The organism is Streptomyces sp. NPDC049687 (assembly GCF_044465285.1).
In the GTDB taxonomy this organism is placed as follows: Bacteria; Actinomycetota; Actinomycetes; order Streptomycetales; family Streptomycetaceae; genus Streptomyces.
Map to the genome: position 1 here is coordinate 396,118 of NZ_JBITLN010000007.1, position 13,430 is coordinate 409,547.

The 13,430-nt window shown below is 71.9% G+C and carries 12 protein-coding genes and 1 pseudogene; 6 read left to right on the top strand and 7 right to left on the bottom strand.

The genetic code is table 11. From position 1 onward, the window contains the following. The first annotated feature begins 105 nt into the window (after positions 1 to 105). Positions 106 to 1,617: a class I adenylate-forming enzyme family protein gene (locus ACIBVL_RS23440; RefSeq protein WP_399099303.1), complete on the top strand. Its 1,512-nt coding sequence runs from the start codon at positions 106 to 108 to the stop codon at positions 1,615 to 1,617. Here ACIBVL_RS23440 and ACIBVL_RS23445 read toward each other — a convergent pair. Then, the gene (locus ACIBVL_RS23445) at positions 1,596 to 2,108 is read right to left on the bottom strand and encodes an EF-hand domain-containing protein (protein WP_399099305.1); all 513 of its coding nucleotides are present in this window, start codon (positions 2,106 to 2,108) and stop codon (positions 1,596 to 1,598) included. The genes ACIBVL_RS23440 and ACIBVL_RS23445 overlap by 22 nt on opposite strands. A 352-nt stretch (positions 2,109 to 2,460) precedes the next feature. Continuing rightward, a complete protein-coding gene (locus tag ACIBVL_RS23450; RefSeq protein ID WP_399099307.1) occupies positions 2,461 to 2,844 on the bottom strand; it encodes an STAS domain-containing protein in 384 nt (127 codons plus the stop codon). Positions 2,845 to 3,216: 372 nt separating this feature from the next. Between ACIBVL_RS23450 and ACIBVL_RS23455 the strand changes: the two genes are divergently transcribed. Together ACIBVL_RS23455 and ACIBVL_RS23460 are read left to right on the top strand one after the other, a co-directional pair. Further along, positions 3,217 to 3,798, top strand: a complete 582-nt coding sequence (locus ACIBVL_RS23455) for a sigma-70 family RNA polymerase sigma factor (RefSeq protein WP_399099309.1) — start codon at positions 3,217 to 3,219, stop codon at positions 3,796 to 3,798. 5 nt (positions 3,799 to 3,803) lie between these two features. Then, positions 3,804 to 5,126 (top strand): maleylpyruvate isomerase N-terminal domain-containing protein, encoded by a 1,323-nt coding sequence (locus tag ACIBVL_RS23460; protein ID WP_399099534.1) that lies wholly within the window; start codon positions 3,804 to 3,806, stop codon positions 5,124 to 5,126. A gap of 76 nt (positions 5,127 to 5,202) precedes the next feature. On the opposite strand, the gene purU is transcribed toward ACIBVL_RS23460, so the two are convergent. Both purU and ACIBVL_RS23470 read right to left on the bottom strand, forming a co-directional pair. Then, positions 5,203 to 6,087 (bottom strand): formyltetrahydrofolate deformylase, encoded by an 885-nt coding sequence (purU, locus tag ACIBVL_RS23465; RefSeq protein ID WP_399099311.1) that lies wholly within the window; start codon positions 6,085 to 6,087, stop codon positions 5,203 to 5,205. Positions 6,088 to 6,158: 71 nt separating this feature from the next. Continuing rightward, entirely contained in the window at positions 6,159 to 6,659 is a 501-nt protein-coding gene (locus ACIBVL_RS23470; protein WP_399099313.1) for a hypothetical protein, read from the bottom strand. A 118-nt stretch (positions 6,660 to 6,777) separates the two neighbouring features. Here ACIBVL_RS23470 and ACIBVL_RS23475 point away from each other — a divergent pair, with 118 nt between their 5' ends. Continuing rightward, positions 6,778 to 8,109, top strand: a complete 1,332-nt coding sequence (locus ACIBVL_RS23475) for an ABC transporter substrate-binding protein (protein WP_399099315.1) — start codon at positions 6,778 to 6,780, stop codon at positions 8,107 to 8,109. Between the two features lie 16 nt (positions 8,110 to 8,125). Continuing rightward, positions 8,126 to 8,371, top strand: a pseudogene (locus tag ACIBVL_RS23480) (transposase); the annotation flags it as partial. A 169-nt stretch (positions 8,372 to 8,540) separates the two neighbouring features. Here the strand turns inward: ACIBVL_RS23480 and ACIBVL_RS23485 are convergent. The 3 genes from ACIBVL_RS23485 to ACIBVL_RS23495 form a co-directional block, all read right to left on the bottom strand. Continuing rightward, positions 8,541 to 9,086, bottom strand: a complete 546-nt coding sequence (locus ACIBVL_RS23485; protein ID WP_399099317.1) for a GNAT family N-acetyltransferase — start codon at positions 9,084 to 9,086, stop codon at positions 8,541 to 8,543. An 88-nt stretch (positions 9,087 to 9,174) separates the two neighbouring features. Further along, positions 9,175 to 10,824, bottom strand: a complete 1,650-nt coding sequence (locus tag ACIBVL_RS23490; RefSeq protein ID WP_399099319.1) for a hypothetical protein — start codon at positions 10,822 to 10,824, stop codon at positions 9,175 to 9,177. Positions 10,825 to 11,023: 199 nt separating this feature from the next. After that, positions 11,024 to 12,409, bottom strand: coding sequence for a transcriptional regulator (locus ACIBVL_RS23495; protein ID WP_399099321.1), 1,386 nt, complete (start codon positions 12,407 to 12,409; stop codon positions 11,024 to 11,026). Between the two features lie 266 nt (positions 12,410 to 12,675). Here ACIBVL_RS23495 and ACIBVL_RS23500 point away from each other — a divergent pair, with 266 nt between their 5' ends. Beyond that, positions 12,676 to 13,338 (top strand): bifunctional DNA primase/polymerase, encoded by a 663-nt coding sequence (locus ACIBVL_RS23500; RefSeq protein ID WP_399099323.1) that lies wholly within the window; start codon positions 12,676 to 12,678, stop codon positions 13,336 to 13,338. Positions 13,339 to 13,430: the final 92 nt, after the last annotated feature.

The following is a 13,430-nucleotide window of genomic DNA, read 5'->3' on the forward strand; positions in this document are numbered from 1 at the left end:
AGATTCGACGTACCAAGAAGGCTAGTGCGGCACCCCTGGACCAGCAAGGCACCGGGCCCTACGCTCTGCCCAGATCTGACTGAGCGTCAGCTGAAGGGGGCCGTCGTGACCGACACCGCACATGCCCTGAGCTCCTGCGGCACCCTCTGGGAGCTGGTGACCCGCCGGGCCGCCCTCACCCCCGACCGGCCCGTCCTCCTCCAGGAGGACCGCACGCTGACCTTCGGGGAACTACGCGCGCGTGCCGAGCGGACGGCGGCCGGCCTGTACGGCATGGGGGTGCGCCCCGGCACGGTCGTCGCCTGGCAACTGCCCACCCGCATCGAGACGGCCGTGCTGTCCTTCGCACTGGCCCGCCTGGGCGCCGTACAGAGCCCCGTCATCCCCTTCTACCGGGATCGCGAGGTCGGCTTCGCGCTGCGCGAGTCGAAGGCGGAGTTCTTCGCCGTGCCGGGCGTGTGGCGCGGCTTCGACCACGGCGGGATGGCGCTGCGCCTGGGCGCGAGGGGCGTCTTCGAGGCCTACGACGACCTGCCCGAGGGCGACCCGGCCGTCCTGCCCCCGCCGCCCTCCGACGGCACCTCCGTGCGCTGGATCTACTGGACCTCGGGCACGACCTCGGACCCCAAGGGCGTCAGGCACACCGACCGTTCCCTCATCGCGGGCGGCTCCTGCCTCGCCCACGCGCTGCGGCTGACCGGCGACGACGTCGGCTCGATGGCCTTCCCGTACGCCCATATCGCCGGCCCCGACTACACCGTGATGCTGCTGCTGTACGGCTTCCCGGCGGTGATGTTCGAGCAGTTCGCGCTGCCGGACGCGCTGGAGGAGTACCGCCGGCACGGGGTGACGGTGGCGGGCGGGTCGACGGCGTTCTACTCGATGTTCCTCGCCGAGCAGCGCAAGCGGCCGGGCGAGAAGGTGATTCCGACCCTGCGGCTGCTCGCGGGGGGCGGTGCGCCGAAGCCGCCCGAGGTGTACCACGCCGTCGTACGCGAGATGGGCGTGCAGCTCACCCACGGCTACGGCATGACCGAGGTGCCGATGATCACCATGGGCGATCCGGACGACACCGCCGAGAACCTCGCGACGACCGAGGGGCGGCCCCCGGAGGGCATGGAGATACGGATCGCGGAGGACGGGGAGGTGCGGTTGCGCGGGGAGGCGGTGTGCCAGGGGTATCTGGATCCGGCGCAGACCGCGGAGGCCTTCGACGAGGAGGGCTTTCTGCGCACCGGCGACCTGGGGTACGTGACGGACTCCGGGCACCTGGTCCTCACCGGGCGGCTGAAGGACGTGATCATCCGCAAGGGCGAGAACGTGTCGGCGAAGGAGATAGAGGATCTGCTGGCCGCCCATCCGGCCGTCGGGGACGTGGCGGTGATCGGTCTGCCGGACGCCGAGCGCGGGGAGCGGGTGTGCGCGGTGGTGGAACGGGCCCCCGGGAGCCGGGAACTGACCCTTGACGCCATGACGTCGTATCTGCGCGCGGAGGGGCTGTCGGTACACAAGGTGCCGGAGCAGCTTGAGTTGGTGGACGCGCTGCCGCGCAACGAGACGCTCAGGAAGGTGCTGAAGTACAAGCTCCGCGAGCGCTACTCGGGCACGGTGAAGTAGCGGGCGAACGCGGGCACGATGTCCGGCTCGCCGACCCTGCCGTCCGCGTCGGCGTCGAGGACGCCGGCGACCGCGCGGGCGAGGTCCTCCGGCACGCCCAGGACCCGCAGCACGCGCGCGGTGTCCTCGACCGTGGCCAGGCCGTCGCCGTCGCCGTCCGCGATGGCCAGGGCGGCGTGCAGGAAGGGACGGGCGATCTCGGCGAACCGGTCGGGGTTGTCGTGCAGGCGTTTGACGGCGCCGCCCACGAACTCGTCCCGGGTGATGCGCTGGTCACCGTCGCGGTCCGCGATGCCCGCCATGCCCTGCCAGAAGGCCTCCGCGCCCGCGTACAGCGCCTGCCCCTTGTCGGACCGGGCCGGCGTGCCGAACTCGGCGAGCAGCGCCTTGGCCGCCGTACCGAAGTCCTCCCGGTCGATGTACCCGTTGCCGTCCTGGTCGAAGGTGGCGAACCGGCCCGCGATCCTGCGTTCGTACTCGCTGCTGACCATGTCTGCTCCGACCGCCTTTCGCCGCCCCTTGGGGGATGCTTCCGGCAGGGAGCGTACGACGCCGGCGAGCGCTCCGGCAGCGGAAGAACGGCGTCTGTACCAGGACCGGGAGAATTTCGGGACAGGGCCGTGGCAGAGCGGTGATGTGGTCGGCTGTCCGGTGCGCAGGCCGTGGCGGCGAGTGCCACAGCGGCGCCGGGGACCCCGCTGGGCGCGGGCGGGACGCACCGGTTCGACTGCGGGCGGTGGAGCGCACCGAACGGTTCACCCGCGACGACGACATCCGCCGCGACACCACCCGCCCGCTGATCACGGAGTTCGCGGCCCAGGCCAGGGGCACGCCCGGCACGCCCTAGGCGGACAGTGGTTCCGGGCCGTCCTCGGCCAGGGCTTCCGTCAGGTCGCCGTACACGTCGAAGAGGCGGCGGACGCCGAGAGCGCCCAGGACCCGGTTGACGTGGGAGCCGTCCGCGGCCCCGCGTGCGGGCAGGATCAGGCGCAGGCGGCCCCGGCAGGAGCGGATGAGGCGGCGGGCGGCGATGAGCACGCCGACGCCGCTGGAGTCGCAGAAGTACACCTCGGAGAGGTCCAGGACGAGGCTGTGGCGGCCCTCGGCCACCTCGTCGTGCACCCGCTGACGCAGCACCGGCGACGTCACCAGGTCCAGCTCGCCCGACACTTGGAGCACGGCCCACCCGCCCCGCTCGCCGCCGGTCACTTTGAAGGCCACCACCACGCCCTTCGCTCGCTGTAAACGGAAGCTGTCCCTTCGCTTCCTTGCAGCGCGGCTGCCCAGCGGCGGTGCCCCGAAACACCGAGCGAAAAACGGAAACCGTGAGGGAGAGGCTGGTTTTCGTCGCATCCAGTCCTGTTCGATCCACCTCGATCAGATATCGGTAAGACATCGATCAGCCATCGGTCATAGATGTGCCGTACTCGAACCGGCTTGGTCAGGGGGACCCTGGGTAGGCGCCGCCCAATACCACTGCCCGGCCGCCCAGGGGCGCACATTGGAACAAAGGGGCGTGCGTTGTCGGACGTGCCGACTACATTCGAGGTGACGGTGGACGCAGGCTGGGCACAGGGACGGGCACGGTGAGGGGGCCGCATGGCGAAGAGGGACGCACCGCCCCGCTGGGACCGCAGGATGCAGCAGCGCCTCGCGCGCGGTGAGGCCGCCGCCCTCGGTGAGCTCTACGACCGGTTCGCTTCGCTCGTGCACGGGCTCGCCCACCGCGTGCTCGGAGACGAACACGCGGCCGACGGCATCACCCGCGACGTCTTCGCCCACCTCTGGGAACACCCCGACGCCTACGACCCCCAGGAGTGCCCCCTGCGCACCTGGGTCGCCACGCTGACCCACCGCCTCGCGGTGCAGCGGCTGCGCGCCACCGAGACCGCCGCGCTCGCCGAGGGCGGCCACGGCTCCACCGAGGAACTGGAACTGAAGGTGCGGCACGCCTCGGTCGCCGCCCGCGCCGACTACATCGTCCAGGCCATGCCCGCCCCGCTGCGCGCCGCCCTGGAGCTGGCCTACTTCCAGCGCCGCGACTACCGCCAGACCGCCGCCGACCTCGGCGTCACCGAGGACGAGGCACGCCGTCGGCTCCGCCTCGGCCTCCAGCTCCTCTCCACGGCCCACGACGCCCCCTCCCCGGGTGCCCCGCCCGAATACGGGGGTGCCGCTTGAACGGCATGGACGGCTTCGAGGAGTACGACGGTGACGAGGAGGAGGACAGCACGGAGGAAACCGAGGGCACGCCGGCTTCGATCCACGCGGAGGGCGCGGACGGCGACAGGGTGAGCTCGGCGCGCATACCGCTCCCCCGGGCCTCCGTCGAGGACACCGGGTTGCCGTTGCCCGAGCTGGAGGCGCTCACCGCGCCGGAGCCGCTTCGGCTGGAGCACCCCGTGCTCAAGGCCCTGCTGGGCGCCTGGGCGCTGGCGGCCTGCTCGGTGAAGGAGACGGCCGCCGTCGAGGACCACCTCGGCAGCTGCGGCACCTGCGCGGACGAGGCCCGGCGGCTGCGCGAGGCGGTCGGCCTGCTCCAGCGCCCGGAGAGCCTCGACCTCGACCCCGGCCTGCGCACCCGCGTCCTGGATGCCTGCCTGGACCGCCGCCCGCCGCACATCCCGGTGCCGGCGTGGGCAGCCTCGTACGACGCCGAGACCGCCCGGCTGGACGCCCTGCTCCAGGACTTCGGGGACGCCGAGTGGCACGCGCCCGTGCGGCTGCGCTGGTTCCGCGGCGGGGGCGAGGCGACCCGCCGGACCACCGTCGCCGGTGTCATCGCCCACCTCCTCGCCGTGGACGGCCTGGTCGCCGTGGCACTGGGCCTGGAGGACCCGCTCGGCGCACACGAGAAGGACGAGGCGGACAAGCCACGCACCCCCGCCGGGCGCACGGAGGCGTTCTGGGAGGCCTCGCACTTCCCGCCCACCCGCTCGGTGCGCGGACCCTGGCGCGAACTGAGCCACGCCGTCGTACGCACGGTCTCCTTCACCGGCCCGGGCCCCGGCACCCTGCCGGTCTCGTACGGCGATTTCGAGCTGCCCCTGCGGGACGCCATGCTGGACCGGGCCTTCGAGTGCTGGGTGCACGCCGAGGACATCGCGGAGGCGGTCGACTACCCGTACGCGCCGCCCGCGCCGCGCCATCTCCGCGGCATGATCGACCTGGCCGCGCGGATGCTTCCGCGGGTACTCGCGGCCCGCCGCCGCACGGGGCTCGCCACACCCGCCCACAGCCGCCATCTGGTCACCGCCGGCGAGCCCGGCCGCAGCCTCCGCCTGGAGATCGAGGGCGACGCCGGCGGCCAGTGGCTGATCCCCCTGGACTCCCCCGGAGCGGTGGGCTCCGCGGATCACGAGGTGGCCCACGTGGCCCTGGACGACGTGGAGTTCTGCCGGCTGGCCGCGGGCCATGTGTCACCGGAGGAAGCGGCGGCGGGGCAGCTGGGCGACCGGGCGGCCATCAGGGATGTGCTGTTCGCCGCGGCGAGCTTGAGCCGGATGTAGGGGCTGGCCGCGGGTGGTCGTGGCCGGTCGCCTCGACGCACCCGCGGCCGCCCGCGAGCCCCAGATCCTCGAGGTGTCAGGCGAAAACGACCGTCCGTCGCCCGTTGAGCAGAATCCTCCGCTCCGCATGCCACTTCACAGCCCGCGCAAGCGCCTGGCACTCCACATCCCGGCCCACCGCGACCAGCTGATCCGGCGTGACGTCATGCCCCACCCGCTCGACCTCCTGCTCGATGATCGGCCCCTCGTCGAGATCGGCGGTGACATAGTGCGCCGTCGCGCCGATGAGCTTCACGCCCCGGGTGTGCGCCTGGTGGTACGGCTTCGCGCCCTTGAAGCTCGGCAGGAAGGAGTGGTGGATGTTGATGATCCGCCCGCTGAGCTGCTTGCACAGGTCGTCGGAGAGCACCTGCATGTAACGGGCGAGCACGACCAGCTCGACGTCCTGCTCCCGCACGAGGTCGAGCAGCTTCGCCTCGGCCTCCGCCTTCGTCTCCTTCGTCACCGGAATGTGGTGGAAGGGAATGCCGTACGAGCCCACCAGCTCGGCGAAGTCGGTGTGGTTGGACACCACGGCCGCGATCTCCACCGGCAGCGCGCCGATCCGGGCGCGGAACAGCAGGTCGTTCAGACAGTGGCCGAACTTGCTGACCATGAGGACGATGCGCATCTTCTCGTCGGCCCGGTTGATCTGCCAGTCCATGTGGAAGGAGTCACCGATCGCCGCGAAGCTCGCGCGCATCTTGTCCACGGTCTGCGGCGACTCCGCCGAGAAGTGGACCCGCATGAAGAACAGTCCCGTGTCGTGGTCGCCGAACTGCTGGCTGTCCTCGATGTTGCATCCGGTCATGAACAGGTAACTCGACACGGCGTGCACGATGCCCTGCTTGTCCGGGCAGGAGAGGGTGAGGACGTACTGGTCGACGGGGGTCGCCGCGGCTCGGCTGGACTGCTCGTTCATGCAGCACAGGGTCTCACGTTCGCGCAAGCCGGGCGGAACGCCGTCCGCAGGGCGGACCTACGCGGGCACGCTCACGCGGACCGGGTCATGATCCGCAGAACCTCCAGCGTGCGCGGCGGCGTGTCCGGGTCCTCGCCGTCGGCCGCCGCCAGGCGCACATGCGCGTCGCGTGCCGCGTGCACGGCCTCCGGCCAGCCGGGGTGGGAGACGTAGGTGGAGACGGGGGCGTCCGGTCCGACCTGGTGCATGATCCGCAGGACCCGGAGGACGGCGGTGTCGACGAGGGCCGCCTCCTGGGAGTCACGGAAGATCGTGCCCACGTACTTCTCGGCGGACCAGTTGTCCAGCCAGGTGTCCTCGACCAGGCGGTACACGGCGTCGGTCACGTCGCCGTAGCCGTCGACGCCGGCCAGCCAGACGTTCTGCTGGAACACCGGGTCGGAGAGCATGTGCAGCGCGGAGCGCACATTGCTGCGCCAGCGCCACCACGGCATGTCGTTGAGTGGCATGCCGCCCATGGTGGAGGAGCGACGGCCGCGACGGGAAGAGTTCTCCGAACCTTGCACGGTCATCGATCGTACGTTCTACCGCTTCGGAGGCCTCGGGGACCCCTGCAATTCACCTTCGCGTCACCACTCGTTGACCGTGGGTCACTCCCAGGTTAGTGATGTGACGGAATCGTGCGTGTCCATGACCGGCAGTCGACGCAGTTCCACGCGAAGCACCTTCCTCCCCGGGTTCCTCCGCAAAACCGGCTCCGTCAGAGCGAACGCCCTCGCGGCGGGCGCTCTGGCCGCCTGTGCGTCGCTCACCGCCGGATGCGGGGTCGTCCCCGGTACCACGGGGGGTTCCGGGGACGATCCGATCGTCGTGATGACCTGGGCACCCGTGGGCACCGCCGCCACGAACAAGCCCGGCATGCCCGCCTTCGCGCGCGCCTACGCGCGCTGGGTCAACGCCCACGGCGGCCTGAACGGCCGTAAGCTCACCGTCCTGACCTGCAACGACCACAACGACGCGGTGTCCGCGGCGGACTGCGCGCGGCGCGCGGTCAAGGAGAAGGCGGTCGCCGTCGTCGGCTCCTACAGCCAGCACTCCGACGCCTTCTTCCCGCATCTGGAAGGCGCCGGCATCCCCTACGTGGGCGGCTACGGCGTCACCAACGCCGAGTTCACCAGCCCCCTGTCCTTCCCCGTCAACGGCGGCCAGCCCGCCCTCCTCGCCGGCCTCGGCAAGACACTGGCCGAGAGCTGCTCGGGTCCCGTCGCGCTCGTCCGCCCCGACACCATCGCGGGCGACGCCCTGCCGCCCATGCTGAACGCCGGACTGAAGGCGGGCAGGCACGACAGCGCCGAGGACCAGCGGGCGGCGGAGGACGCCACCGAGTACTCCGCGCAGGCCGAGCAGGCCCTGAAGACGGCGACCGCCGGCCCGGCCGGGACCGCGAAGGGCTGTGTGGTGCCCGCGCTGGGCGACCGCAACAGCACCTTCATGGACTCCTTCCGCCGCAGCCGCCAGGGCTACCCCGCCGTGCACACCGGCACCGTGCTGGGCAGCGTCGACCAGACACTCATCGACGCCAGCGGCGGCGGCTCGGGACCGTACGAGGGGGCGTACGTGACCGGCTGGTACCCGGTGTCCAGCGACAAGCGGTGGGCCGGCATGCAGAAGGTGATCAACGAGTCCGCCTTCACCGACACCAGCATCGACCCCTCGGACACCGGTGTGCAGACCACCTGGATCGCCTACACCGTCTTCGAGCAGGCCGTGAAGTCGCTGGGCGACGGCGAGGTGAGCGCCGACACGGTACGCACCGCCCTCAGCAGCGGCCAGGAGTTCAGCACCGACGGACTGACACCCGCCCTGCGCTGGAAGTTCACCAGCCGGCTGGCCGCCATCGGCTTGCCCCGCCTGACCAACGCCGACGTGACCGTGCAGCAGGTGCAGCAGGGCCGCCTGGTGGCCGCCAAGAAGGGCTTCGTCGACACGACGAGGACCCTCGAGTCGGCCGACCTGGATTAGGACGTGAAAGTGGATCTTGGCGGGAGATGATCTCGGTTCGGGGCGCGGGGGGGATCCGACGGACGAGCAATGGGCGGCGCTTGAGCCGCTGTTGCCCCTTGGCAAGAAGCCTGGCGGACCGCCGCCATGGACCCGGAGGCAGCTGATCGACGGCATACGTTTCCGGGTCCGCACCGGCGTCCCATGGCGGGACGTGCCCGAGCAGTACGGACCGTGGGGCCGGGTGTACGACCTGTTCCGCCGCTGGCAGCGCAACGGCACCTGGCACCGGATTCCGGGTTCCCGTCTCGAGCCCGGCCGACCGCGCACCCGGCCGAGGCGGGTCCGTGCCGACAAGGCGTACGCCTCCCGCGCAAACCGGACAAGCTCGCGATCCGCTATGAGCGACCGTCCTCGTCGCCGCCATCAACGAGTGGCTGTGACCAGCCACATCACGATGCCGCCGCGTAACAGTGGATGGCCACCAGTTGAGACGGGCTCCATCGTTGCTCAACCGTGGCCATCAGTTCCCAGCCCAGCCGCTCATACAGGGCCGCCGCAGCGGTATCGGACGCCACGACGTCGAGCACCGGATGCAGGCCACGCCCTCGGGCTTCCTCCACGGCCTGGCCGATCAGCATGGCACCGATTCCATGCCCTCTGGCCTGCGGGGCGACGAACAGCCGACTGACCACCGCGGTCAGGTCCTTGCTCGTCCCGTTCCGGTCGCTCCACAAGCCGGGGGCCAGATCCCCCTCGCCGCTGCGGGACAAGCTGACATGGCCAACGACACAGCCGCCGAGTTCAGCGACCCAGGCCCCCCACAGGGAGGCGTGTGACAACCACTCATCAGGCTGGTCAGGCCAGTTCACCGGGTAACCGTCATGTTGATGGACTTCCGCGAGAACCCGCACGCACTTCTCGACATCGCCATCAGTCCTCCGCCGGACCCAGCGGCCTGGCCTCTCCGCAGCAACCCCGGAATTCTCGATGTTCACTCCGGCAGGGAAGCACAGGTCACAGAGTCACAACCAGCCACTTTCGGCACACGCCCCAGGGCCGCGGCACTGGCACCCAGCCGCCCGACTACAGCTGGGTCGGCTGGCGCTGGGTCAGGCCGTACTCCTTGGCGATCGCGTTCCACAGCCGGGCGGCCTGGTTCTTCTGGGAGCTGGCGGTGCCGCTCTCCCGGTTGCCCTGCTGGGTCGAGGAGGTGGCGCGGGCCGTGCCCCTCTTGCAGGCCTTCTTCTTGTCGCCGGCCACCTCGTCGGCCCACGCCGCGTAGTGGTTGTCGGCGGCGGCCGACGCCTGCCAGGCCTTGGTGAGGGCGCTGGTCAACGCGGCATGGTCCGGAAGCTTGTCGACGGCGAGCCCCGACAGCTCGGTGACCAGCTCGGTGCGCTGCCCGGCCGCGTTCCGCAGGTCCGCGGCGGCCTGCGGGAGGTTGGTGCACGCCTTGACGTTCGCCACCGCCGCGATCACGCTGGCCCGGCTGCTGCCGCTGTCCGCGAGCAGCTTGTCCAGGGCGACCGCCTGCTGCTTGGCCGCGTCGGAGGACGCCGACGGCTCGGTCGCGGGGGCGGACGCGGCGACGGTCTTGTTTCCGCCGCCCTGGTCGTCGTCGCCTCCGCCGCCGAGCAGCGCGCCCGCGCCGATCCCGACCAGGGCGATCGCCACACCGATCGCCGCGAACAACGGAACCCGCGAACCGGTACGGCGCCCGCCGCGCCCACCCGCGCCGTGGTCGTCGTCGCGCGCAGGAGGCGCGTAGGGGGACTGGGGGGCCGCGTAGGAGGGCTGGGGGGCGCGCCCGGCGGGTCCCGCGCCGTAGCCCTGGGGGGCGCCGCCGTAGCCGGGGGTCTCCGGCTCGGAGAAGCGCGGCAGATGCTGGGTGGCCCCTGCCGGGCTCTCACCGCCCGGCCCGCTGCGGAAGAGGTTCTCGAACTCGGCCGGCGGCTGCCGGTCCCCGCCGGGCGCCCCGTAGTCCTGCGCGGGCACGGGCGGGATGTACTGCGTGGCCTCGGCGTCGGGAGGCGAGGCTCCGGGCATCGGGCCGGGGTTGTTCTGCGCGCCGGTGCCCAGGAAATGCGTCGACTCGGCCGGCGCCTCGGGCGGCAGCGCGCCGGGACGGACCGGCGGGATGTACTGCGTCGCGCCCTCGTCGCCGCCCGGGGCGGGGCCGGAGGCGGGGACGGGCGGCAGGTACTGGGTCCGCCCGTCGTCGACCGGCCCGGCCGGGACCGGCGGTATGTACTGGGTGGCGCCCTCGTCGACGACCGGCGGCAACGGCACACCGGCCGCCCCCTGACCGTACGACGGCGGCGACGCCGGTGCCGGCGCGCTCTGGCCGTACGACGGCGGCGACGCCGGTGCCGGTGTCCCCTCGGGCGGGAGCGGGCCCGCGCCCCAGGCGTCCGGCTGCTGGGTGCCCCACTGCTGGGACTGCTGGTCAGCGGGCAGCGGCCAGCCCTGCTCCGGCTGCGGGGCCGCCGGCTGCTGGTCGGGCCCCCACGGCTGGCCCCAGGTCTGCCCGCCGGTCGGCGCCTGCTGACCGTACGACTGAGCTCCGTACGGACCGGGCTGCTGACCGGGGTGCGGAGCCGGCTGCTGCGGGGCCGGACGGGAGCCGCTCGACGTCATGCCCGGGAGCAGGGGCTCACCCCCGTCCGAGGGCAGCACGATGCCTTCGTGCGCGGGCCGCGCCGAGGGCTCCTCGCCCTGTCCACTCTGCGTCACCGGGACTCCTACGAACGGGGGACTGCGGGAATCGTCGGCTCACGCTACCGGGTCCCCGGAACCCCGTGCCACGCAGCTCAGGACGTGATCTCCCTCCCAGTGACGTCCGTGACGGATCCGGAGCGCCGTGCGCTGTCCCGTCGCCTCCCGCGCGGGAACCACGCTTTCCCGTGCGTTCACGCTCCGGCGCCCCGTCCGTTCACGCCGCGGTCTGCAGCTCCAGCCGCGCCCCGAACTCCCTCACCACCGGCTCGTCCCGGTACGGCTCCAGCCGCTGCTGGAGGTCCTCCAGGTACTCCGCGCCCCGGTTGGAACGGAGGGTCTCCAGCAACTCCACCGCCTTCAGACCGGTGTTGCAGGCCTGCTCGACCTCGCGCTGCTGCGCCTGCGCGGTGGCGAGGAGGACGTAGCCGATGGCCCTGCGCCGCGCCCTGCTCTCCGGATGCCCGGCCAACGACTGCTCGGCGCACCGCACCGCCGCCTCGGCCTGGCCCAGGTCGCGGTGGCAGTGCGCCAACTCGTCGGCCAGATAGGCCTCGTCGAAGTGCGCGATCCACACCGGGTCGTCGCCCGAGGACGGATCGGCCGCCTCCAGCGCCGACACCGCCCGCCCGGACGCCAGGTGCGCCGCCCGTGCGTCGCCCATCAGGGCGTGACCGCGCGCCTCCGCCGCGAGGAACATCGCCTCCGCGCGCGGTGTCACACTCCCCCGCGCCCCCTCCTGCGCCGCGCGCGCCAACTGGGCGATCTCGCGCGGGTTTCCGAGCTGGGCGGCGAGGTGGCTCATGGAGGCGGCGAGGACGTAACCGCCGTACCCCCGGTCGCCCGCCGCCTGCGCGAGACGCAGGGCCTGGATGTAGTACCGCTGGGCCAGGCCGGGTTGGCCGGTGTCGACGGCCATGTACCCGGCGAGTTCGGTCAGACGGGCCACGGCGGCGAAGAGTTCACGGCCCACCGCCTCCCGGTAGGAGCCGGCCAGCAGACCCGAGACGACGCTGTTGAGGTAGTGCACCACGACCGGGCGGACATGCCCGCTGCCGTACTGGTGGTCCAGGTCGACCAGCGCCTGGGTCATCGCCTTCACCGCCGCCACGTCGGACAGCCCCACCCGCGGCCCCGCCGAACGCGCCACCTGGGCGTCGGGCGACGAGATCAGCCAGTCGCGGCTCGGCTCCACCAGCGCCGAGGCGGCCACGGACGAACCGGAGAGGAAGTCCCGCCGGCCCACGTCACTGCGCCACAGCTCGCAGACCTGCTCGATGGCCCCCAGTACCGTCGGCGAGAACTGGAGACCCACACCCGAGGCGAGGTTCTTGCCGTTGGCCATGCCGATCTCGTCGATCGTGACCGTACGGCCGAGCTTGCGGCCCAGAGCCTCGGCGATGATCGCCGGGGCGCGCCCGCGCGGCTGCTGGCCGCGCAGCCAACGGGCCACGGACGTCTTGTCGTAGCGCAGGTCGAGACCGTGCTCGGCGCCGCACATGTTGACGCGGCGGGCGAGCCCGGCGTTCGAGCACCCCGCCTCCTGGATGAGCGCCTGCAACCGTTCGTTCGGCTGCCGCGCGACTAGAGGCCTTGCGGCCATTGGCACTACCCCCTGTGGAGTTCCGCACCGAGAAGTTCCGGCCGAGAAGATCGATGCCCCGTGGGCATACCGAAAATGCGAGGCATGTGCGGATTGCCGAGTATTTCCTGGTTACCGGCGGAAGCCCGCCCCCCTCCGTGACTACCCGCTCCCGCGCCCCTTCCTGCCACGCGCCCCCACTCGTGCATCCATGCGCCCCGAACGCGGAATCGATGCTCCTCCCCCGCGCACAGTGGCGGGCGTAACCCCTGGTGACCGCTAGAGTTGTGCTCATCGTGGAAGAGACCATCGCGGGCGCCGACGCCACTCAAATCCCGAAGCAGCGCGGGGAATCGCTGCTGGAGACCGCTGTTCGCTACGCCGAGGAACGTCACTGGGACGTCTTCCCCGGCACCTGGCTCGAAGCCGTCGGCGGAGTGCAGCGCTGCTCCTGCGGCGACGCAGCGTGTGCGGCGCCGGGGGCGCATCCCGCGGGGCCGGACTGGGCGGCACAGGCGACGGGCAGTGCGACCGTCGCGCGCCGGATGTGGCAGAAGCAGCCGGCCGCGTCGATCCTGCTGCCCACGGGGCGCACGTTCGACGCGATCTGCGTTCCGGAGACGGCCGGGTTTCTCGCGCTGGCCCGGATGCAGCGGATGGAGCTGACGCTCGGACCTGTGACGTCGGCGCCGAACCGGCGGATGCAGTTCTTCGTGCTGACCGGGGCCTCGGCGAAGGTGCCGGATCTGGTGCGCACGCTGGGCTGGTCTCCCGCGGCTCTTGATCTCGTGACGCTCGGGGAGGGGGCGTATGTCGCCGCGCCGCCCACTCGGTTCGGGTCTCGGGGGGCTGTGCAGTGGGCCTGCCGCCCTACCGCTGCGAATCGGTGGTTGCCGGACGCAGAGGAGCTGATCTCGCCGCTCGCCTATGCGTGCGGTCGGGATCGGTAGAGCTCTTCGCCGTCGCCGGGTTCGGGCGGTCCGTGGTTGCCCGCGCGCTTCCCCGCGCCCCTCTTGGGCTGGTTGTCGCGCCGTAGGGTTTG